Annotated in this window: 24 protein-coding genes; 13 read left to right on the plus strand and 11 right to left on the minus strand. The window is 66.4% G+C overall.

From position 1 onward, the window contains the following. The first annotated feature begins 75 nt into the window (after positions 1-75). The 3 genes from fdxA to ACIQCN_RS00980 all read left to right on the plus strand — a co-directional run bounded on the left by fdxA (position 76) and on the right by ACIQCN_RS00980 (position 3,076). A complete protein-coding gene (fdxA, locus tag ACIQCN_RS00970; protein WP_009356972.1) occupies positions 76-402 on the plus strand; it encodes a ferredoxin in 327 nt (108 codons plus the stop codon). Positions 403-413: 11 nt separating this feature from the next. After that, the gene (dapC, locus tag ACIQCN_RS00975; protein WP_400608945.1) at positions 414-1,562 is read left to right on the plus strand and encodes a succinyldiaminopimelate transaminase; all 1,149 of its coding nucleotides are present in this window, start codon (positions 414-416) and stop codon (positions 1,560-1,562) included. 227 nt (positions 1,563-1,789) lie between these two features. Then, complete coding sequence (locus ACIQCN_RS00980; RefSeq protein ID WP_400603138.1) at positions 1,790-3,076, plus strand: citrate synthase; 1,287 nt, start codon at positions 1,790-1,792, stop codon at positions 3,074-3,076. A 118-nt stretch (positions 3,077-3,194) separates the two neighbouring features. On the opposite strand, the gene galE is transcribed toward ACIQCN_RS00980, so the two are convergent. Further along, on the minus strand, positions 3,195-4,208 hold the full coding sequence (gene galE, locus ACIQCN_RS00985) for a UDP-glucose 4-epimerase GalE (protein WP_400608947.1): 1,014 nt from the start codon (positions 4,206-4,208) through the stop codon (positions 3,195-3,197). Positions 4,209-4,325: 117 nt separating this feature from the next. On the opposite strand from galE, the gene ACIQCN_RS00990 reads away from it, so the two are divergent. Continuing rightward, positions 4,326-4,949 (plus strand): TetR/AcrR family transcriptional regulator, encoded by a 624-nt coding sequence (locus tag ACIQCN_RS00990; protein ID WP_400608949.1) that lies wholly within the window; start codon positions 4,326-4,328, stop codon positions 4,947-4,949. A gap of 85 nt (positions 4,950-5,034) precedes the next feature. Beyond that, a complete protein-coding gene (locus tag ACIQCN_RS00995) occupies positions 5,035-5,646 on the plus strand; it encodes a hypothetical protein (protein ID WP_400603141.1) in 612 nt (203 codons plus the stop codon). A gap of 35 nt (positions 5,647-5,681) precedes the next feature. Here the strand turns inward: ACIQCN_RS00995 and ACIQCN_RS01000 are convergent, their stop codons facing one another. Both ACIQCN_RS01000 and dapD read right to left on the minus strand, forming a co-directional pair. Beyond that, positions 5,682-6,533 (minus strand): hypothetical protein, encoded by an 852-nt coding sequence (locus tag ACIQCN_RS01000; protein ID WP_400603142.1) that lies wholly within the window; start codon positions 6,531-6,533, stop codon positions 5,682-5,684. 7 nt (positions 6,534-6,540) lie between these two features. Next, positions 6,541-7,566, minus strand: coding sequence for a 2,3,4,5-tetrahydropyridine-2,6-dicarboxylate N-succinyltransferase (dapD, locus tag ACIQCN_RS01005; protein ID WP_400603143.1), 1,026 nt, complete (start codon positions 7,564-7,566; stop codon positions 6,541-6,543). A 51-nt stretch (positions 7,567-7,617) separates the two neighbouring features. Here dapD and dapE point away from each other — a divergent pair, with 51 nt between their 5' ends. Then, on the plus strand, positions 7,618-8,769 hold the full coding sequence (gene dapE, locus ACIQCN_RS01010) for a succinyl-diaminopimelate desuccinylase (RefSeq protein WP_400608951.1): 1,152 nt from the start codon (positions 7,618-7,620) through the stop codon (positions 8,767-8,769). Between the two features lie 86 nt (positions 8,770-8,855). Here the strand turns inward: dapE and ACIQCN_RS01015 are convergent, their stop codons facing one another. The 4 genes from ACIQCN_RS01015 to ACIQCN_RS01030 form a co-directional block, all read right to left on the minus strand. Then, entirely contained in the window at positions 8,856-9,695 is an 840-nt protein-coding gene (locus tag ACIQCN_RS01015; RefSeq protein WP_400603145.1) for an amino acid ABC transporter permease, read from the minus strand. Continuing rightward, a complete protein-coding gene (locus ACIQCN_RS01020) occupies positions 9,692-10,342 on the minus strand; it encodes an amino acid ABC transporter permease (RefSeq protein ID WP_400603146.1) in 651 nt (216 codons plus the stop codon). Before ACIQCN_RS01020 ends, ACIQCN_RS01015 begins: the two co-directional genes overlap by 4 nt. 86 nt (positions 10,343-10,428) lie before the next feature. Further along, positions 10,429-11,310, minus strand: coding sequence for a glutamate ABC transporter substrate-binding protein (locus tag ACIQCN_RS01025; RefSeq protein WP_400603147.1), 882 nt, complete (start codon positions 11,308-11,310; stop codon positions 10,429-10,431). A gap of 72 nt (positions 11,311-11,382) precedes the next feature. After that, positions 11,383-12,138 (minus strand): amino acid ABC transporter ATP-binding protein, encoded by a 756-nt coding sequence (locus tag ACIQCN_RS01030; RefSeq protein WP_377214789.1) that lies wholly within the window; start codon positions 12,136-12,138, stop codon positions 11,383-11,385. Between the two features lie 103 nt (positions 12,139-12,241). Between ACIQCN_RS01030 and ACIQCN_RS01035 the strand changes: the two genes are divergently transcribed. The 4 genes from ACIQCN_RS01035 to ACIQCN_RS01050 all read left to right on the plus strand — a co-directional run bounded on the left by ACIQCN_RS01035 (position 12,242) and on the right by ACIQCN_RS01050 (position 15,121). Next, a complete protein-coding gene (locus ACIQCN_RS01035) occupies positions 12,242-13,024 on the plus strand; it encodes a TIGR00730 family Rossman fold protein (RefSeq protein ID WP_400603148.1) in 783 nt (260 codons plus the stop codon). 47 nt (positions 13,025-13,071) lie between these two features. Then, positions 13,072-13,431 carry a DivIVA domain-containing protein gene (locus ACIQCN_RS01040; RefSeq protein WP_400603149.1) on the plus strand — a complete coding sequence of 120 codons (360 nt, stop codon included), beginning with the start codon at positions 13,072-13,074 and terminating at the stop codon, positions 13,429-13,431. Between the two features lie 5 nt (positions 13,432-13,436). Further along, positions 13,437-14,708, plus strand: coding sequence for a hypothetical protein (locus ACIQCN_RS01045; protein WP_400609325.1), 1,272 nt, complete (start codon positions 13,437-13,439; stop codon positions 14,706-14,708). 245 nt (positions 14,709-14,953) lie between these two features. Next, positions 14,954-15,121, plus strand: coding sequence for a DUF3117 domain-containing protein (locus tag ACIQCN_RS01050; protein WP_009357720.1), 168 nt, complete (start codon positions 14,954-14,956; stop codon positions 15,119-15,121). A 55-nt stretch (positions 15,122-15,176) separates the two neighbouring features. On the opposite strand, the gene ACIQCN_RS01055 is transcribed toward ACIQCN_RS01050, so the two are convergent. Then, on the minus strand, positions 15,177-15,809 hold the full coding sequence (locus ACIQCN_RS01055; protein ID WP_400608953.1) for an O-methyltransferase: 633 nt from the start codon (positions 15,807-15,809) through the stop codon (positions 15,177-15,179). A 229-nt stretch (positions 15,810-16,038) separates the two neighbouring features. On the opposite strand from ACIQCN_RS01055, the gene sigE reads away from it, so the two are divergent. From sigE to ACIQCN_RS01070, 3 genes are all read left to right on the plus strand, one after another. Further along, positions 16,039-16,653, plus strand: coding sequence for an RNA polymerase sigma factor SigE (gene sigE, locus ACIQCN_RS01060; RefSeq protein WP_400603151.1), 615 nt, complete (start codon positions 16,039-16,041; stop codon positions 16,651-16,653). A gap of 7 nt (positions 16,654-16,660) precedes the next feature. Continuing rightward, positions 16,661-17,512 (plus strand): anti-sigma factor, encoded by an 852-nt coding sequence (locus ACIQCN_RS01065; RefSeq protein WP_400608954.1) that lies wholly within the window; start codon positions 16,661-16,663, stop codon positions 17,510-17,512. Between the two features lie 64 nt (positions 17,513-17,576). Further along, positions 17,577-17,978 carry a Sec-independent protein translocase TatB gene (locus tag ACIQCN_RS01070; RefSeq protein WP_400603153.1) on the plus strand — a complete coding sequence of 134 codons (402 nt, stop codon included), beginning with the start codon at positions 17,577-17,579 and terminating at the stop codon, positions 17,976-17,978. A 13-nt stretch (positions 17,979-17,991) separates the two neighbouring features. On the opposite strand, the gene ACIQCN_RS01075 is transcribed toward ACIQCN_RS01070, so the two are convergent. From ACIQCN_RS01075 to ACIQCN_RS01085, 3 genes are read right to left on the minus strand one after another with little or no spacing between them, the layout of a single operon-like run. After that, positions 17,992-19,143, minus strand: coding sequence for an Mrp/NBP35 family ATP-binding protein (locus ACIQCN_RS01075; protein ID WP_400603154.1), 1,152 nt, complete (start codon positions 19,141-19,143; stop codon positions 17,992-17,994). Between the two features lie 57 nt (positions 19,144-19,200). Then, positions 19,201-19,899 carry a DUF1003 domain-containing protein gene (locus ACIQCN_RS01080; RefSeq protein WP_400603155.1) on the minus strand — a complete coding sequence of 233 codons (699 nt, stop codon included), beginning with the start codon at positions 19,897-19,899 and terminating at the stop codon, positions 19,201-19,203. Then, positions 19,883-21,166, minus strand: coding sequence for a magnesium transporter MgtE N-terminal domain-containing protein (locus tag ACIQCN_RS01085; RefSeq protein WP_400603156.1), 1,284 nt, complete (start codon positions 21,164-21,166; stop codon positions 19,883-19,885). The genes ACIQCN_RS01080 and ACIQCN_RS01085 overlap by 17 nt, the downstream gene beginning before the upstream one ends. Positions 21,167-21,202 lie beyond the last annotated feature (36 nt).

Here is a 21,202-nt window from a genome sequence, read left to right on the forward strand (position 1 = left end):
TGTCAAGAGTCCGGCCCAGGTTGCCGGATGCAGTAACCGGCGGGTCGCCGGAACCAACGTGGAGAGGCCAGGGACGTGACGTACGTAATCGCGCAGCCGTGTGTAGATGTCAAGGACAAGGCATGCATCGAAGAATGCCCGGTCGACTGCATCTATGAGGGTGAGCGTTCGCTGTACATCCATCCGGACGAATGCGTCGACTGCGGCGCGTGCGAGCCCGTCTGCCCGGTCGAGGCGATCTACTACGAGGATGACACCCCGGACGAGTGGGCTGACTACTACAAGGCCAACGTCGAGTTCTTCGATGACTTGGGCTCCCCGGGCGGTGCCGCAAAGATCGGCAACACCGGCAAGGACCACCCAATGATCGCCGCCCTGCCCCCGCAGAACCAAGACCACTGACCGCAGCAACAGTGAGTGCAGCAGTGAAGCGGTTTGGCCTGGACCTGCCCGATTACCCCTGGGAGGCGATGGCTCCGTACCTGGCGAAGGCCTCGGAGCACCCCGGCGGCGCCGTCAACCTGTCCATCGGCACGCCGGTGGACCCTACGCCGCAGCTGGTCCAGGACGCGCTGAAGGCCGCCGCCGACGCCCCGGGCTACCCTACGGTCCATGGCACCCCGGCACTCCGGGAGGCGGTGGCCGGCTGGTTTGAGCGCCGCCGCGGCGTGGCAGGCCTTGACCCCCGCAACGTGATGCCAACGGTGGGCTCGAAGGAACTGGTGGCCTGGCTGCCGTTGCTTTTGGGGCTCAAGCCGGGTGACGTCGTCATACGCCCGAAGGTGGCGTACCCCACCTACGATATTGGCGCCACCCTGGCCGGCGTCACCTCGGTGGCCACGGACAACCTTGCAGAACTCGACGGCGAAACGCTCGCCCGGGTGCGCCTCGTGTGGGTCAACTCACCAGGCAACCCTACGGGCAGCGTGCGGGACGCCGCCTCGTTGAAGGCCGTGGTGGACCAGGCGCGGAACCTCGGCGCTGTGGTCGCGTCCGATGAATGTTATGCGGAACTCGGCTGGGGCGCGTGGGATGTGCAGCGCGGAGGCGAGGCGGTACCCAGCATCCTGGACCCGCGCGTGGCGGGGGGTTCGCACCACGGCCTGCTGGCCGTGTACTCCCTGAGCAAGCAGTCCAATGTGGCCGGCTACCGCGCGGCCTTCGTGGCGGGCGACCCGGACCTCATGTCCAACCTGGTGAACAGCCGCAAGCATGCGGGCATGATCGTGCCGTACCCGGTCCAGGAGGCCATGCGTGTTGCGCTGGGCGACGATGCGCACGTGGAGACCCAGAAGGACCTCTACCGTGGACGCCGCGAACGGCTGCTTCCGGCGCTGCAGGACTTCGGCCTGGAGATCAAGGACTCGGACGCGGGGCTTTACCTGTGGTCCACGGCCGGGGAGGACACCTGGACAACGGTGGCCAGGCTTGCCGAACGCGGAATCGTGGTGGGACCGGGGGTGTTCTACGGCGAGGCCGGCAACGGGTATATCCGCGTTGCGCTCACCGGTTCTGACGAACGCATTGACGCGGCAGTGTCCAGGTTGGGGCACGCCCCGTAATAATCCTGTGACTCGCGCCACATCCGGCGCGGTTTGGGGGTCCTTTGGCCGTCGCGGATTAGTGACACCCGCCAAGGAGCGGTACTTTTTAAGTGACTATCAATGGTGGCTTTCTACAAGAAGGCAGTCCGGGTGTTGGAACCTGTCTTCTCAGGGTCAGTGCGCGGCGCACCTGATGTTGGATCAAGCTTTCGACAGAGGCCCAAGAGCCTCATGAAGGGGACTCCATGACTGAGACCAACAACGCGGCGACCCTGCTCCATGCAGGTGGCGAGCTCAAGCTCCCGCGCATCCAGGTTATTGAAGGAAACGAAGGCTATGACGTTTCCAAGCTGCTGAAGCAGACCGGCGCAGTCACCTTTGACCCCGGCTTCATGAACACCGCTGCCACTACCTCGGCAATCACCTACATCGATGGCGATGCGGGCATCCTGCGCTACCGCGGATACCCCATCGAGCAGCTGGCGCAGCACTCCAGCTTCCTTGAGGTGTCCTACCTGCTGATTTACGGCAACCTGCCCACCCCCACCGAACTGGACGCCTTCGACCAGAAGATCCGCCGCCACACCCTGCTGCACGAGGAGCTCAAAGGCTTCTTCGGCGGGTTCCCGAGGGACGCGCACCCGATGCCCGTACTCTCCTCGGCAGTGTCGGCGCTGTCCACCTTCTACCAGGACTCCCTGGACCCGTTCAACGCCGAACAGGTGGAGGTCTCCACCATCCGCCTGATGGCCAAGCTTCCGGTCATCGCCGCCTACGCGCACAAGAAGTCCATCGGCCAGCCCATGCTGTACCCGGACAACTCCATGAACCTGGTGGAGAACTTCCTGCGCCTCAGCTTCGGTCTGCCCGCCGAGCAGTACGAGCTGGACCCGGTCATCGTCAAGGCCCTGGACCTGCTGCTCATCCTGCACGCGGACCACGAGCAGAACTGCTCCACTTCCACCGTGCGCCTGGTGGGCTCGTCCAACGCCAACCTGTTCGCCTCCGTTTCCGCCGGCATTAACGCGCTCTTCGGTCCCGCCCATGGCGGCGCCAACGAAGCGGTTTTGAAGATGCTCCGGCAGATCCAGGCCGAGGGCCTCAAGCCCGAGGACTACATGGAGAAGGTCAAGAACAAAGAAGACGGCGTCCGCCTCATGGGCTTCGGGCACCGTGTCTACAAGAACTACGATCCGCGCGCCAAGATCGTCAAGGCCACGGCCCACGAGATCCTCACCAAGCTCGGCGGCAACGACGAGCTCCTGGACATCGCGCTGCGCCTCGAGGAGAAGGCGCTCAATGATGACTACTTCATCGAGCGCAAGCTCTACCCGAACGTGGACTTCTACACCGGCCTGATCTACAAGGCCATGGGCTTCCCCGAGAAGATGTTCACCGTGCTGTTCGCCATCGGCCGCCTGCCGGGCTGGATTGCCCAGTGGCGGGAGATGATCAGCGACCCCAACACCAAGATCGGCCGCCCGCGCCAGCTGTACATCGGCGAGCCGGAGCGCGATTACCCGGTCCGCTAGTACGACGACGGCCGCCCCCTCTCACAGGTGGGCGGCCGTTTGCGTTAATCATCCAGTGCTCCGTACTTGTCGTTTTGGGGAGTCAGAACGACAAGTACGGAGCAATCGATGCGGGCGGTCAGGAGGTGTAGCCTTGGGGGTTGTTCTTCTGCCAGCGCCAGTGGTCCTCACACATCTGGTCCACGGTCTTAGTGGTGGACCAGCCAAGGTCCGCCAGCGCAGATGAGGCGTCCGCCCAGAATGCAGGCAGGTCGCCGGCGCGGCGGTCGGTGATCTCGTAGGGAATGGGCTTTCCCACGGCCTTCTCGAAGGACCGCAGGACCTCCAGGACGGAGGAGCCTTTGCCGGAGCCGAGGTTCCAGCGGAAGACGCCGGTGCGTTCTGCGATGTGGTTCAGGGCTGCGACGTGGCCGTCGGCGAGGTCCACGACGTGGATGTAGTCGCGCAGGCAGGTTCCGTCCGGGGTGTCGTAGTCCCCGCCGAACACCATGAGTTTCTCGCGCCGGCCCACGGCGACCTGGGCGATGAACGGGACGAGGTTGTTGGGGATGCCCTGCGGGTCTTCGCCGATCCGTCCGGAGGGGTGCGCGCCGACGGGGTTGAAGTAGCGCAGCAGTGCGATGTGCCAGCGGGGGTCTGCGGCGCCGAGGTCGGAGAGGATGTCCTCGATCTGTTCCTTGGTGCGGCCGTAGGGGTTGTTGGCCCCGATCTCCATTTTTTCGACGTAGGGGATGGGGTTGTGTTCGCCGTAGACGGTGGCGGAGGAGCTGAAGACGATGGAGCGGACGTCGTGCCGGTCCATGACGCGGATCAGGCTCAGGGTGCCCACCAGATTGTTGTGGTAGTACATCAGCGGTTCGCGAACGGACTCGCCCACGGCCTTAAGGCCTGCGAAGTGGATGACGGCGTCGATCCCGGCGCCGGCGAAGACCTTTTCCACGGCTGCCTCATCCACCAGGTCAACGTGGTGGAACTCGACGGCCTTGCCGGTCAGCCCGGCCACGCGGCGCAGCGACTCCTCGCTGGAATTGACCAGGTTGTCGATGACCACCACCTCGTGGCCGGCTTCCTGCAGGGACAAAACAGTGTGGGAACCGATGTAACCGGTGCCCCCGGTAACCAGAATCTTCATGCTTCCACGCTATCCCAGCAGCAGGCACCGCCGCTGCCGCGATTCGAATGGCAGTGCCTGAGGCCTTACCCGGGGCGTGGGTTCGGTTTTGGAGCACGCCTGTGCTAAATAAGTGAGGTGCCTAAAATCGTCGACGCCCATGCCCGCCGCCAGGATGTAGTGGAAGCGGTGCTGCGCATCATCGCCGTGGACGGGCTGGAACGGGCCTCCCTCCGGGAGGTGGCGGACGAGGCGGGGCTCGCCGTCGGCTCGGTCCGGCACTACTTCGCCGGCAGCGAGGAACTGCTGAGCTATACATTCGCTGCAGTGGTGGACCGGATGGTGGGCCGGCTGCAGGCCGGAATCCCGGCAGTGCGCTCCAGCGACCCAGGGAGCACGGCGCGGAGGGAAGCTGTTTTAACCCTGCTGGGTGCCATCCTTCCCCTGGACGGCCAGCGAGCGGCGGAAGCCTGTGCCTGGCTGGAATTCCGGAGTGCCGCCCGGATCCGGCCCTTCCTTGCGGCGGAGGCGGACCGCAGCTACCGGGAAGTGGCCGCCGTTGTAGGACAGGTTGTCATGGAGCTCCTCCCGGAAGACGAGCCCCAGGAACGGATGGTGGTGGAAGCGGAACGGCTGCTGGCCACCCTGGACGGACTCTGCCTGCACGCCCTGCTCCAGCCCGAGTGGCTGACTGCCGGCATGTGCCGCGACGTGCTGGACCGCCACTTGGACGGGCTGGGGTCCGGGCGGCCGTTAACGTAGGGACAGGGCGGGAATAGACTGGTAACCGGAGGGCACCCGCCCGGATCAGCAGACCCGGCCGGAGCGCGCCAGGGAAGGACTTGGGATGCATCACGCAGGCGGTTCCGGGTGGCACATCACTACGGACACATCCGGGCCCATGATGATTGCACTGTATGTTCGGGACTCCGCCGGCCTCAACGGCGCCGGCCACCCAGCCCTCTCGCACATTAAACCCAAGGTCAGGCCCGCGGACCATTCACACCTGACTGCCGATGTCGGGGGAGAGGCTGCGCTGAAGACCGAATGGGAGGCATGGTGGGCCCAGCTGCTCAAAGCCCATCCGCACACTGCCACGGAGCTGACTCCACCGGACTTTGAGGCGTTTGGCAACTCGCCTGCGCTGCAGCGCGTACTCCAGGCCCACTTTGGTTCGGCGCTCATGTGGGCGCGGGAACGCCGGAGCGAATATGCCGAGCTGGAAGCGGAACGGGCCGCTTCCGGGGCTGACCAACTGCTCGAAGACATGGTTGATGACCGGCTGATGGAGGTGGGCCGGGACGCACGCGACTTCAACCTGACCATCATCGAACTGCCGTTGAACGAACAGCGCGCCTGGTTCCTGGAGCCGGACAAGATCATCATGAGCCACCACCTGATGAGCCAGCCCGAGCTGTTCCGCAGCTATGTCCAGCCGGTGGTGGAGATCATGGTGTAGCCGGAGGACCAGCCGCTGAGCAGGCCGGGGCCTGCTCAGCCTTCCGCCGGGGCCAGCACGATCCGCACTCCGGCGTCATTCCCCGGAGACTCCTGCCAACCGTTCCGCGCTGCCCGGTCCCAGCTGCGCCCGGCCACTTCCACCCGCACCACGTCCAGGACCTTGGCGTTGGCCACGGCCCACTGGGCCACGGACCAGGCCAGGCTGCCGGAGGCTTCGACCATGATGGCGTCCCCGTCAACGGCCGCAGGGAGCCCGCCATATGCCTGGTCCAGGCTTGCAGCCGCCCGTGCAGCGTCCCCGCCGCCGGTAGGGGAGCGGAGCGTGCACTGTACTGCTCCGGGGGCCTGGCCCGTCAGGCCGGACGCGAAGGACCGGCCCATGCTCTCGTGCTGGGCATAAGCGAGTGGGTGGGCCGAGCGCTGCACGCGTTGCGCGGCCTGGGTAATGTCCAGGGATTCGTAGTCCGGGATCTTCTCGAGCGCATCGTAGAAGGCACCGGCGGCGTAGTAGGGGTCCATGATCTGTTCCTCGGTGCCCCAGCCCTGTGATGGCCTCTGCTGGAACAGGCCGCGCGAATCCGGTCCCGCCTGGTCCCCGTGCCCGATATTTCGGAGCTTGGACTCCTGCATTGCCGTGGCCAGCGCGATGGTGGCCGCGCGCGGCGGCAGGCCACGACGGACCGCTACGGCGGTGATCAGGGCGGCGTTCGCGGCCTGGTCCGGCGCCAGTTCCCCGGACACATCGCCAACGACGGCGGTGCAGCGTTCCGAAACGAGCGTCTCGGAACGCTGCAGGAAGAACACAGCTGCATAGATTCCGCCCGCCACCAGGGCCAGCGTCAGGACCAGTACCGCCAGGCGGCGCAGACCGCGTCTTCGTGCCACCGCGGGATCAGTTGGCGTGGAGCGCGTCGTTCAGCTCCACGGTCTGTCCCTTGCGGGGGAGCGCCTCAACAGCGCCCGTGGTGGAATTGCGCCGGAACAGCAGGTTGGGAACGCCCGAGAGCTCGGCGGCCTTGACGATCTTGGTGGTGTCCTCGCCCACCTCGTCCTTGGGACCGGGCACACGGACCCGGGTGCCGGCGGTGACGTAGAGCCCGGCTTCCACCACGGAGTCATCGCCGATGCTGATGCCCACGCCGGAGTTGGCACCGAGCAGGACCCGCTCGCCGATGGTGATCTTTTCCTTGCCGCCGCCCGAGAGGGTGCCCATGATCGAGGCGCCGCCGCCGACATCGCTGCCGTCCCCGGTGACCACGCCCGCCGAGATGCGGCCTTCCACCATGGAGGTGCCCAGGGTGCCGGCATTGAAGTTGACGAAGCCTTCGTGCATGACGGTTGTGCCTTCGGCGAGGTGTGCACCGAGGCGCACCCGGTCGGCGTCGGCAATCCGCACGCCGGTGGGCACCACGTAGTCCACCATGCGCGGGAACTTGTCCACCCCGTAGACGGTGACGGTGCCGCGGCGGCGGAGGCGGGCGCGCGTCAGTTCAAAACCGTCCACCGCTGCGGGGCCGAAGTTGGTCCAGACGACGTTGGGCAGCTTTCCGAAGATGCCGTCCAGGTTGATGGTGTTGGGCCGGACCAGCCGGTGCGAAAGCAGGTGGAGGCGGAGGTAGGCATCAGCGGTGTCAGCGGGTGCCTCGTCCAGGTTGATCTGGACAAACACCACCTTCTGCTCGGTCCCGCGGTCCGCGTCCGCGCCGCCCTCGGCGATCTGCGTGAGCACCTCGTCGGCGTGTTCCACGTCGCGCAGGTTATCGGCGGCCACGCCAAGGGACGGCGCGGGGAACCAGGCATCCAGCATGGTGGCGCCCCCGGCAGCGGTGGCCATAGTGGCAATACCGAAGCCCCAGGCGGAGCGGTCAGCAGCAGGGTTCGAGGTTTCGGGCACGGCGGAGGAAGCGGTCTCAGTCATGTTCTCCAGTCTATCGATGGGCCGGGGCGCCGTTCGAACTAGACTGGCTTCGTGACTGCCGAAACTGCGCCCCAGCCCGTTCCTGACCTTTCCGGCTCCATTGCCCTGGACCTGCGGCAGGATGTGTCGCTGCTGACTGCGGCCCTGATGGACATAGAGAGTGTCTCGGGCAACGAGCGCCGGCTGGCCGATGCGGTGGAGGCGGCGCTGCTGAAGATACCGCAGCTGACGGTTCTCCGGGACGGTGACGCCATCGTCGCGCGCACGGAACTGGGGCTTTCCGAGCGGGTCATCCTCGCCGGACACCTGGACACCGTACCCCTTCCGCTCGCCCCGGGGTCCAAGGGCACTGTGCCATCCACATGGGAGTCAGGTGTACCGGGGGAGGGCATCCTTTATGGGCGGGGCGCCACGGACATGAAGGGCGGCGTTGCGGTCCAGCTCGCGCTGGCAGCAACAATGTTCGACGACGGCAGGCAGCCGGGGCGGGACGTCACCTTCGTCTTCTACGACCACGAGGAGGTGGAAGGCTCGAAGAGCGGACTGGGACGCTTGGTCCGTAACCATGGCGCCCTGCTGCACGGCGACTTTGCCATTCTCCTGGAGCCGACGGACGGAACCGTTGAGGGCGGCTGCAACGGCACCAGCCGGTTCGAGGCCATCACCGTGGGCGAGTCCGCCCACTCGGCCCGCGCCTGGATGGGCAGCAATGCCATCCATGCGGCCGCCCCCATCCTCGCCCGGCTGGCGGAGTACCAGCCGAAGACCGTCGCCGTGGACGGGCTGGACTATCGCGAAAGCCTGAACGCCGTGAGGATCAAGGGCGGCACCGCCGGAAACGTCATCCCGGACCGCTGCGTAGTGGAGATCAACTACCGGTTCGCGCCGGACAAAACTCCGGAGCAGGCCGAGGCTCACGTGCGCGAACTCCTGGAGGGGTTCGAGCTGGTACGCACCGACGCCGCCGCCGGCGCCCGGCCGGGACTGAACCATCCTGCCGCCGCGTCCTTCGTGGACGCCGTGGGAGCTGAGCCTAAACCCAAATACGGCTGGACCGACGTCGCGCGCTTCAGCGCACTGGGCGTCCCCGCGGTGAATTTTGGACCTGGCGATGCGCTGCTCGCCCACAAGGACAACGAACACGTCCACGCGGATGCCATCCGCGCCTGCCTTGCCGCCCTGCGGAAGTGGCTCGCAGCCTAGGCCAACGCCCGGCCGGGAACGCCGCCTGATCCGGCAACGAAAAAGGTCCGGAACCCCGAAGGGTTCCGGACCTTTCCGCTGCAACGCTAAGGCGCGGCTGCCTCGATGGCCTCAGGCTCGGCCGGAGCCGTACCGCCTGCCGCCTTCTTGGAGCCGCGGCGCTCGATCCATACCGCCAGCCGCGAGACGGCGATATTGATGGCGATGTAAATCGCGGCGGCCACGAAGAAGACCGGGAACAGGTACTGCGTGCCCAGGAAGTCCGCCATGACCTGGACGGCGCGGAGCAGTTCGCCGTACGCCACGATGTAGCCGAGCGAGGTGTCCTTCAGGAGCACTACAAGCTGTGCCACGAGCGAGGGCATCATGCGCCGGATCGCCTGCGGGAGTTCAATCAGCATGCGGGACTTGAAGCTCGTCAGGCCAATGGCCAGGCCCGCTTCACGCTGCCCCTTGGGCAGCGACTGGATGCCCGCGCGGATGATTTCGGAGAACACCGCCGAGTTGTACAGCACCAGGCCGGTGACGACGGCGATGAACGGCGAGGTGCCGAAGCCCAGGAGGACGAACAGCATCATCAGGACCACGGGCATGCCGCGCAGGAATTCCAGCACGATACGGGTGGGCACCCGCAGGAAGGCCGCGTCGGAGATCCGCAGCAGCGTCAGCGCCAGACCCAGGGGGAAGGCGATGACAGCGGCAAGCGCGGCGGCACTGAGCGTGGCGCCCATGCCGTTGGCCAGGAGGGTCCAGACATCGCCACGCGTGAAGATCTGCCAGCGGCGGCCCTCGAAGATGCCTTGCTGTGCCAGGGTCATGATGATCCAGGCCAGCAGGCCGAGGATCAGCACCGAACCAACAATCGATCCGATCAGGGAAACACGGCGGGCCTTGGGACCCGGAACGTCGTAAAGGACGGAGCTCATCGGGCGATCGCCACCTTTCGTTCCACCGTGCTGGCCAGGATGCCGAGCGGAACGGTGAGGAGCAGATAGAAGAAGGCCGTGCCCAGGAGCACCGCGATAACGGCGTCGCCGTTGGCGTTCGCCAGCTGGCGGCCGTAGCCGAACAGTTCGAGGACGAAGAACGCGCCGGCAACGGAGGAGTTCTTGACGAGTGCGATCAGGATGTTGATCAACGGCGGGATCACCGTCCGCAGCGCCTGCGGCAGGATGATCAGGTTCAGTACCTGGCCGAACTTCATGCCGATGCTGCGGGCGGCCTCAGCCTGGCCAACGGGCACGCTGTTGACGCCGGAGCGCACGGCTTCGGCGATGAAGGCTGCCGTGTACGTGCTCAGTGCGATGATCGCGGCGACTTCGAACTGCTCAAACTTGACCCCGAGCCTGGGGAGGACGATCGCAGCGAAGAAGAAGGCAATGGTCAACGGGGTGTTCCGCAGAACCTCGACGTAGATCATGCTGAAGCCCCGGAGCGCCGCTACGGGAGAGACCCTGGCCGCTGCGAGCAGGGTGCCGAGTACCAGGGCGATGACGCCGGAGACGGCGGAGAGGAAGAGTGTGCGGAGAAAACCTTCCCAATACAGGGGCAGGTTTTCAAGGATGACGTCCATAGGATCCTTCGGCTCTGGGAGTGGACGGGTGTGGAGACGGAAAGTTGCCGGGGCCGGCGGACCGGCCCCGGCAAGACCAGGGTGACTTAGTAACGGTCAAGCTCGGGCAGCTCGGGGGCAGTCTTGATGACAGCGCCCGCGGTGTCCTCCCAGGCCTTCTTGTACGAGCCGTCCTCTTCGAACCCTTCCAGCTGGTCGTTGATCCAGTTGCGGAACTCGGTGTCGTCCTTCTTCAGGCCGATGCCGTAGGGCTCCTTGGTGAAGGTCTCGTCGGAAGCGAGCTTGAAGGCATCCGGCTCCTTATCAACGAAACCGGCGAGGATCACGTTGTCGGTGGTGATGGCTTCAACCTGCTTGTTGCGCAGCGGCTCCAGGCAGGCGGAGTAGGTGGCGGCCGGAACCAGCACTGCGCCGTACTTCTCCACGATCGTGGCGGCCGGGGTGGAGCCGGTGACCGAGCAGACCTTCTTGCCCTTGACGTCCTCGGGCTTCTTGATGGAGTCGTTGTCCTTGTTCACCATCAGGGCCTGGCCGGCTTCGTAGTACGGGCCCGCGAAGCTGACAACCTTCTTGCGCTTGTCGTTGATCGTGTAGGTGGCGATGACCAGGTCAACCTTGCCCTGTTCGATGAACGGTTCGCGGTTGGCGGAGACGGTTTCGGACCATTCGATCTTGTCCGCCGGGATACCCAGCTTGGCGGCGATCAGCTTGCCGATTTCAACGTCGAAACCGACCGGCTTGTTGTCCAGGCCGACCTGGCCGAACAGCGGCTGGTCAAACTTGGTGCCGATCTTGATGGTGCCGGCCTTGGAGAGCTTCTCCATGGTGGTGCCTGCGGCGAAGCTCGGCTTGTCCTCAACCTTGGGGGCGCTGCCGGAGTCACCGCCCCCACAGGCGCTCAGGGACAGGGCGAGGGCAGCGGTGGCTGCCACGATGAACGACTTGCGCCGGCTCATAAATGCCTTCATTGACATTCCTTTCATTGGTGGCCGTGGGTCACGGCCGTGATGCGAACGGGAGTGTGGTTGTTCTTGGGTGAATCAGTGGGTAAGGAGCTTGGACAGGAAGTCCTTGGCCCTGTCGCTCTTCGGGTTGGTGAAGAACTCTTCCGGGGTGTCGTCCTCAACGATCTGGCCGTCTGCCATGAAGACCACGCGGTCCGCGGCCTTGCGGGCGAAGCCCATCTCGTGGGTAACCACGATCATGGTCATGCCTTCCTTGGCGAGCTGGACCATCACGTCAAGGACTTCGTTGATCATTTCCGGGTCCAGGGCCGAGGTGGGCTCGTCAAAAAGCATCACCTTGGGCTTCATGGCCAGTGCACGGGCAATGGCAACACGCTGCTGCTGGCCGCCGGAGAGCTGGGCCGGGAGCTTGGGGGCCTGGTGGCCCACGCCCACCCGTTCCAGCAGGGCCATGGCGTCCTTCTCCGCCTCGGCCTTGGACACGCCCTTGACCTTGATGGGGCCAAGGGTGACGTTTTCCAGGATGGTCTTGTGCGCGAACAGGTTGAAGGACTGGAAGACCATTCCGACGTCGGCCCGGAGCTGCGCGAGTTCCTTGCCTTCCTCGGGAAGCACCTTCCCATCGATGCTGATGGTTCCGCCCTCGATGGTCTCCAGACGGTTGATCGCGCGGCAAAGCGTGGACTTACCGGATCCCGAAGGACCGATGACCACAACAACTTCGCCCTTGCGGACCTGAAGATTGATGTCCTTCAAAACGTGCAGCTGGCCGTAATGCTTGTTTACGGCGTTCAGGGAGACGAGGGAATCGCCGGGCACATGAGTAGTCATAAGACGAATCTAGCGAACATTCGCCGTTTATGACGGCTATCACCCCATCCTGGCGGGGATCGTGATTCAAGAGATACCTGCCGGGGGAGGCTAGCCTAGGGGAATGAGCATCGATGCAGATCCGACGAGGAATTTCCAGCCCCGGCGCAAGGGCCCTTTGGAGTTCCGACGCAAACAGGCCGCCGTGGAAATGTCGGACCAGCATCTCCTCGATACCAAGGGGCCGGGACAGTTCGTGCACACCGACCCTTGGCGGGTCCTGCGCATCCAAAGCGAGTTCGTCGAAGGGTTCGGTGCGCTGGCGGACGTCGGCAAGGCGGTCAGTGTGTTCGGCTCCGCCCGGACCAAACCGGGCAGTGCCTACTACGAGATGGGCGTGGAGGTGGGCCGCAAGCTTGCCGAGGCCGGCGTTGCCGTCATCACCGGCGGAGGTCCGGGGTCCATGGAAGCTGCCAACCGCGGTGCGGTGGAGGGTAACGGGGTATCCGTCGGGCTGGGGATCGAGCTTCCCTTCGAGCAAGGGCTCAACCAGTGGGTGGACCTGGGCATCAACTTCCGGTACTTCTTCGCCCGCAAGACCATGTTCGTCAAGTACGCGCAGGGCTTCATCGTCCTCCCGGGCGGCCTGGGGACGCTGGACGAGTTGTTTGAGGCAATGGTCCTGGTCCAGACACGGAAGGTCACGTCCTTCCCGATCGTGCTCCTCGGCGTCGACTTCTGGGGGCCGATGATCGAGTGGATCCGGGGAACCCTGGTGGCTGAAGGGATGGTCTCCGAGAAGGACCTGGATCTCATCCAGCTTGTTGACGATCCGGCAGAAGCCGTGGAGCGCGTGCTGAACGAGGCCGTCACGCCCTCGCCGAACGGTGAACAGCGCCCGGAGTAGGTTTCGGCGGACGCGGGGGCGGGGGCAGCATCTGGCACGATGGAGCCGTGAGCTTCTTTCTGGTTTTCCTGGCCATCGCGCTGGTGGGCGCCGTCCTGTGGACCGGCCTGGGCCGCCGGCCGGGCGCAGTAGGTGAGGCCGGTGCCGGCCGTGCTGCCGACCGGCCCCTGCCCGTGCTGCTGGATGGCGGCCTGCCCCAGCCGCCTGCCAACCTCCCTCCGGTGTTGCTGCCGTCCCACGCCACTCCGGAGGATGTGGACCGGGTCCGGTTCTCCGTGGGCCTGCGCGGCTACCGCATGGACCAGGTGGACCAGGTACTGGACGACCTGCGGAACCAGCTCGCCGCCAGGGAGGCCGAGATCGAAGAGCTCCGCAGCCGGCGCCCCGCGGAGCAGGATTCCGCGTGAGAGCCGTGGAGCAGGACGCCGTGGAACAGGGCCAGGAACGGCGGCCGGTACCGGCCGCCCCGTTGCGCCACTTCGCCCGGCGGGCGGTGGAGGCGGCGCGGGGCTGGCCGTGGTGGTTCCAGGTCACCGTCCTCTATGTGGCTGCCAGGCTGGCCTCCGCCTGCATTTTTATGGCAGCGGCCCTTCAGCAGGGGACCAGCCCCTGGTTTCCCGCCGGGCCGGACTACTGGAACTTCATCAATATCTGGGACGCCCGCTGGTACGGCGAAGTGGTCACCAACGGCTACCCCCGAGTCCTCCCCACGGATGAGTCCGGCAACGTCCAGGAAAATGCGTGGGCTTTCTATCCCCTGTTTCCGCTCCTGGCCGGTGGCCTCAGCCAGCTCACGGGCCTCGCCACGGGGGCTTCCCTCACGCTCGTTGCCATGCTGGCCGGCTGGGGTGCCGCGCTGACGGCCTACGCGCTGTTCCGGCAACGGGCGCAGCACGGGGCGGCGCTGTGGGGCGTGGCGTTCTTCGCAACGTTCCCGGTCTCCGCGGTGCTCCAGGTTCCCTACGCGGAGCCGCTCTCGCTGCTCCTGCTCGCAGGAGCCCTGCTCCTGGTCCTCCGCGGGCAGTACCTGCGGGCGGTGCCGGTGGTGGTGCTGCTCTGCCTGTCCCGGCCGGTGGGGGTTCCTTTTGCTGCCATGCTGGGGCTGCTCGTCGCCGCCCGCGCCATTGAGTACGTTCGACGGCGGCGCGGCGGGGATGGAGCACCCCGCACCTTCCGCAGCCTGGCGGAGCTCGCGGTGCTTGCCGCCGTCGCGGCTGTGTCCGCTCTGGCCTGGCCCGCCATCGCTTGGCTGACCACCGGAGACCCGGTTGCCTACACCAAGACCGAAACAGTCTGGCGCGGACACGACCTGGTGCCGTTCAAGCCCTGGTTCGACACCGGCGTCGACCTTTTTGGCCCCGTGTTGGGACTGGCCGCGCCGTTTGTCTTCGCCGCCCTTTTTGGCGGAGCACTGTTCCTGGCTCCGGTGGTCCGGCTCGGCGCCGAACTCCGGCTCTGGTGCGCCTGCTACATGGGCTACCTGCTGGTGTTCCTGCACCCGCAGACCAGCACTTTCCGCATGCTGCTGCCGCTTTTCCCGCTTGCGCTGGCCGCCGCCCTGGTGTCGCGGTCCCGGGCGTACCGGTGGACGGTGGTCCTCATGTTCGTGCTGCTCCAGACCGTCTGGATCGTGTGGCTGTGGGCATGGGCCCAACTGCCCGGCGGGGGGGACTATCCGCCGTAAGGGCCGCCACATGGACCGCTGCGGGAGCCGGTGTCAAGGCCGCGGTGCGGTGCTCCCGAAAATATCCATCGATTAGCTACGGGCGGGTAATTCCGGGATAATGATAAGCAAGCAAGGACAAAAAGCATTCAGAGTACGCGCAGCCCCGGCACGTGGCGACCACGTCCCCGGAGCAAGCATGATCGACATGCGGACACAGCCCGCCCGGGCTGATCAGTCCTGGGACTAATTGGAGGGAATTCCTCATGGCGGCTATGAAACCACGCACCGGCGACGGCCCAATGGAAGTCACCAAGGAGGGCCGCAGCCTGATCATGCGCGTCCCGCTCGAAGGCGGCGGGCGTCTCGTGGTCGAGCTCAACGCTGCGGAAGCGGCGAACCTGAAGGAATGCCTGGTGGGCGTTACCGAATAATCATGCCGGACAGGGTCCGCGGCCAGCAGGCTGCGGGCCCTGTCCTGTTTCCAGGCTACTTCTTGACGGCCACCAGCAGCCCGTCGCCGGTAGGAAGCATGGCCGACGCCAGCCGCTCGTCGTCCCGGATGGCCTTTCCTACCTGGCGCAGCACCACGGTGTTCGGCTCACGGCCTGCGGGGTTGGCCACCCGGTCCTTGTCGAGGGCGTCGTTGATAATCAACATGCCGGAGCGTTTGAGCAGCCGGATGGCCTGCTCCACATAGCCGGGAACACCCGGCTTGTCCGCGTCGATAAACACCAGATCGTAGGCGCCGTCCGTGAGGCGGGGCAGCACATCGCCGGCCCGGCCGGAGATGGTGCGGGTCCGGTTGGCGGGGCTCCCGGCCTCCGCATACGCTTCCCGGGCGGCCTTCAGGTGCTCTACGTCAACGTCGATAGTGGTCAGGACCGCCTGCGGGCCAAGGCCGCGCAGGAGGCAGACGCCGGAAACGCCGGCGCCGGTGCCGATTTCGACGGCGGTCTGGGCTTTCGACGCCGCCGCGAGGACGGTGAGGACCGCACCCACGCCGGGGCTGACGGCGTTGACGCCCAGTTCGAAGGACCGTTCCCGGGCGCGCAGCATGACCTCATCCTCAGCGGGCAGATTCTCTGCGAAGGACCAGCTGGTGGATTTGTCGGCGCTCATGGGAATTCGCTTTCTGGGCGGCAGGGGAATGTCTCCTACAGCCTACTGGTTCCGGCCGTGGACCCTCGGACCTGCAGGGTGTCCCGGCGGCGGCGCGGTGCCTGCTGCGGTCAGGAAATTCCCAGCCAGGTTTGACATGATGAATATCCGCTCATCCAAAAGGTGGCCGGCGCCGAATCAGAGATGTCAACAGTATCCGGGCGAAAGCATTCCACGAGGGGAGTGGACGATGTCATCATCAGTTGTGGCACCTGTCCCTGCAGTAAACCAACATGAAACCGAGTGGGTCCGTCCCACTTGGGAGGAAGTGGTGACCAACCACTCCGCCAAGGTCTACCGGCTCGCCTACCGCCTCACCGGCAACAAGTACGACGCCGAGGACCTCACCCAGGAGGTTTTCGTCCGGGTGTTCCGCTCCCTGGAGAACTTCAAGCCCGGCACGCTGGATGGCTGGCTGCACCGCATCACCACCAACCTGTTCCTGGACCAGGCCCGACGCAGGACGCGCATCCGGTTCGATGCACTCGCCGAGGACGCCGAGTCCCGCCTGCCCGGCCGCGAACCCGGCCCCGAACTGAGCTTCGAGCTGAACAACCTGGACCTCGACGTGCAGGCAGCGCTGGAGGAGCTCCCCCCGGACTTCCGTGCCGCCGTCGTACTTTGCGATCTTGAAGGGCTCTCCTATGACGAGGTGGCGGAAGCCCTGGACGTGAAGCTTGGCACGGTCCGCTCCCGCATCCACCGGGGGCGCACCATGCTCCGGGAGAAGCTGGCGCACCGTGATCCGCGTCCACAGCAGGCCCGCCGCAAGCTCTCGATGCCGCGCATCGCCGGCATCCTCTGAACGGCGCATGAAGCCCGGTTTCCCCTTCGGCAGGCACCAGCGCACCAGCAGCCACCTGTCGGCATGCGCTGACTGTGCGGCTGCCGTGCACCGCGAACGGCAGTACCTCGAACGGCTGCGCCAGGCACCCATCCCGCCCGCCAGCCATGACCTGACCGCGCGCCTGCTGGAGCGGACCCACGAACTCGCCGCGGAACCCAGGAAGCGCGCCCGGCCACAGCGCCCGGTGGTCCGCGTCCTTGCCATCGCCGCCGGGGGCACCGTGGCGGCGTCGGGCCTCCTGGCCGCGGGTGCGTTCGTCATGGCGGGAGAACCGCCCGCCGATGAGTCCGCAATTGCAGCGCTGTCCCACGCCTCCGCGCAGACGCCCGCCGACGGACGGACGCTCAGCGCCGTCGAGTTATCCCGGCTGCGCTCTGACGGCTGGGCCTGCCCGGACCTGGCAGCCATGGGCTTTCACGTGGAGTCCGCCCGGGCAGTCATCGTTGACGGCCGCCCCGCGGTGGAACTGCGCCTGAGCGACGGCTCGCACTATGCCGCGATCACCGAGCAGCGCGGCCCCGGGCCGGGCGGCTTCGGGCAGGGCGGCCAGGCAACTGCCAGGCTGCATGTGCTGGACTCCTCACCGTGGACCGCCACCTACCGTGCGGACGGCCGGACGTTTACCTACGAGTCGGACCTTCCGGCGGACCGCGCGGATGACGCCGTGCCCATCCTCAGGGTCATGGATGCCCGGGCTTCAGGCGGTGCCGGGGCGGCTTCGGATGCGTCCCCCGGCGGCCCGGGGGAGGACTCCCTGGGTGCCCGGCTGCAGCGCGGAATGGCGAAGGTCTCGGCACTCCTGGCACCCGCCCGCTAGGCTGCCGGCAGCCGCCCGGCAATCGAATCGCCGCCCGGTGCCCGGAGAGGGTAATCTTCCTAGGGTGTTTGGAATCAACGGCCCGGAGTTCATCCTCCTGCTGCTCATCGGCATCCTGGTGATCGGCCCCCAGCGGCTGCCCGAATATACCCAGAAGCTGGCGAACGTGGTCAAGGAAGTCCGGCGCATGGCCTCCGGCGCGCGGGAGCAGATCAAGGACGAGGTCGGCATCGACATCGATGACGTCGACTGGAAGAAGTACGATCCGCGCCAGTACGATCCCCGCCGCATCATCAAGGAAGCACTGCTCGAGGACGATTCCAAGCCCATGAGCGCAGGCGCGCCTGCCGCGGTGGCGGCTGCCTCCGGTGTGGCAGCCGCCGAGGCCGCGTCCCGGCGGCCTGAACGCGTGGTCCAGCGGCTGGCAGCCGGGGAAGCAGCGCCCTTCGACACCGAAGCAACCTGAACGGTTCCGCGCGTCAGCGCGGCTGGACCCCCAGGTTCAGCCCCGCCAGGCCGCGCGGCCGAGCGGCCAGCCGGCCCGCAATCCCGGTCAGGGCTGCGGCGGCGGGAGTCGCAGGCTGCCCCAGCACAATCGGGACGCCGGCGTCGCCCCCTTCACGCAACTGGATGTCCAGCGGGATCTGGCCCAGCAGCGGCACGTCGGTACCCACCATCCCGGCCAGCCGCGAGGCGAGCACGGCGCCGCCGCCGCTGCCGAACAATTCCATCCTGCCGCCGTCGGGCATTTCCAGGTAGGACATGTTCTCCACCACCCCGGCGATCTTCTGGCCCGTCTGGGTGGCGATCGCACCGGCACGCTCCGCGACATCCGCAGCCGCGGCCTGCGGGGTGGTGACCACCAATATTTCAGCCTTGGGCAGGAGCTGCGCCACGGAAATCGCTATGTCCCCCGTCCCGGGCGGCAGGTCCAGGAAGAGCGCATCAAGGTCGCCGAAGTAGACGTCCGTCAGGAACTGTTCCAGTGCCCGGTGGAGCATGGGACCGCGCCAGGCGACCGGCTGGTTCCCGCTGACGAACATGCCGATGGAGATGACCTTGACCCCGTAGGCGACCGGCGGCAGGATCATGTCGTCCACCCGGGTAGGGGCGTTGGTGATGCCCATCAGGGCGGGCACGGAAAAGCCGTAGACGTCCGCATCCACGATTCCCACCCGGAGGCCCTGCGCTGCCAGCGCGCACGCGAGGTTCACGGTGACCGACGATTTGCCCACGCCGCCCTTGCCGCTGGCGACGGCAAAGACCTTGGTCAGGGATCCGGGTGCGTTGAACGGGATGCCGCGCTGTCCCCCCGGGCCCCGCAGCTGCTCCTTGAGGGCGTCCCGCTGGGCCTGGCTCATCACCTTCAGTTCAACGTCGACGGCGGTCACGCCCGGTACCGCGGACAGCGCCTTTCCGGCATCGGCGGTGATGGTGTCCTTGAGCGGGCAGCCGGCAATGGTGAGCAGGACAGCGACGGAGACGCGGCCGTCGGCGGAAATTGAGACCGACTCCACCATGCCGAGTTCCGTGATCGGTTTGCGGAGCTCGGGGTCGATCACTGTGGCCAGCGCGGCCTGGACCGCCAGGCTGATGGCCTCGGAAGGGGCGGGATCCACGGAGGAGCTCATGGGGTTCGCGGCTCGGCTTTCACGGTGTGGACGCGGCGGATTGGGCAGCGTGCGGAATTAACGGTCTTGGGCGGAATGTCCGGGTTTGACCCGTGGAATCTGCTGCGTGCGCGGCTGGCGCTGCCGGTCCCGCTGCTCCTTGAGCTTTTCCCTGACCTTGTCCTTGGGGGACTCGTGCGAGCCGGGGCCGGAGGGATCGTGCGTCCGGAGTTCCTCCTGCGCCTCCAGCATGTCCTCAAGGAGGGAACGCAGCTCCGCCCGCACGTAGTCGCGGGTAGCAACCTCGCGGAGGGCGATGCGCAGTGATGCCAGTTCGCGGGTCAGGTACTCGGTGTCCGAGAGGTTCCGTTCAGCGCGCTGCCGGTCCTGCTGGAGTGAGACGCGGTCCCGGTCATCCTGCCGGTTCTGGGCCAACAGCAGCAGCGGGGCGGCGTAGGAGGCCTGCAGGGACAACATCAGGGTCAGCAGGGTGAAACCCAGGTCACGGGAGTCGAACTGCCATTCCAGAGGCGCCCAGGTATTCCAGGCCAGCCAGAAGATGCAGAACACCGTCATGTAGACCAGGAACTGCGGGGTGCCCATAAAACGGGCGAAGCCTTCAGTGGCGTGGCCGAACGCATCCGGGTCCGGGGAGAACTTGGGCAACAGCCGCTGACGGCCAGCCAGCGGAGTGTCCAGGCTGCCCTTGCCTGAAGCGCGGGAGTGCGGCCGCTGGTTCGGGTTCTTGGGAGCGCTGTTGTCAGCCAATGCGGCCACCGAGCTTTCTTATCGGGGCTTCGCCATCATGGGCGCGCCAGTCATCCGGCAACAGGTGGTCCAGGACGTCATCAACAGTCACCGCCCCCACCAGCCGGCCGGCGTCATTGACCACGGGCAAGGAGTTCAGGTTGTACGTGGCCAGGGTGCGGGCCACTTCGCTGATGTGGGCCTGGTCCGAGAGCGGTTCCAGGTTCTTATCCACCAGGTTGCCCAGCGGTTCGAACGGCGGGAAGCGGAGCAGCTGCTGAATGTGGACCACACCCAGGAACCTGCCCGTGGGGGTTTCCAGCGGGGGCCTGGCGATGAAGATGGAGGAGGCCAATGCCGGGGACAGTTCCTCGCGGCGGACGTGGGCCAAAGCCTCGGCCACGGTGGCCTCCGGCGGCAGGATCACCGGTACGGGCGTCATGAGGCCGCCGGCGGTGTCCTCGTCGTACTCCAGGAGGCGGCGGACGTCCTCGGCGCCTTCAGGCTCCATCAGCTGGAGCAGCTCCTCCGCCTGGGCAGAGGGGAGCTCGCCCAGGAGGTCTGCGGCGTCGTCCGGATCCATTTCCTCGAGCACGTCAGCGGCGCGCTGGACGTCCAAGGCGGAGAGGATCTCCACCTGGTCGTCTTCGGGGAGTTCCTGCAGGACGTCCGCCAGGCGTTCGTCCTGGAGCTCGCTGGCCACCTCGAACCGGCGTTTGTCGCTCATCTCCTGGAGCGCTTCGGCGAAGTCCGCAGGCTTCAGGTCCTCATGGTTCGCCACGAACTGGGTGGCGGCCTGCGGCTCCGTGCGCGGCCCCTGGAGGGCGTCAGCCCAGTCGATGATCAGCGTCTCGTTGCGGCGCAGCCGGCTCAGGGGAGACAGGGAGTGGCCGCGGCGGACGAACAGCTTGCTCACGAACCAGTCGCGCGAACGGTGCTGGTCCATCGCGAGGTCCTCGATGGTGGCATCGCCGCTGCCGTCGCGCAGGGTGACCCGGCGGTCGAACATCTCGGCCACCACCAGGGTTTCCGCGCCGCGCTGTTCAAACCGGCGCAGGTTGACCAGGCCGGTGCAAATGATCTGCGTCTGGTCGATGGAGGTAATCCGCGTCATGGGGACGAACACGCGCTTCTTGCCGGGAACTTCCACCACGATGCCGACGACGTGCGGCGCTCCCTGGGCCCCGCGGGAGAGCACAACCACGTCCCGAAGGCGGCCCAGCCGGTCACCCAGGGGGTCGAAGACGTCCAGGCCCAGGAGCCGGGCCACGAAGACGCGTGTGGGAGTTGTGCTCATTCCTACAGGCTACCGAGTCTGCTCTCTTTTAGCTGA

Origin of the sequence: Pseudarthrobacter sp. NPDC092424 (assembly GCF_044754925.1) — a bacterium.
Classification (GTDB): domain Bacteria; phylum Actinomycetota; class Actinomycetes; order Actinomycetales; family Micrococcaceae; genus Arthrobacter.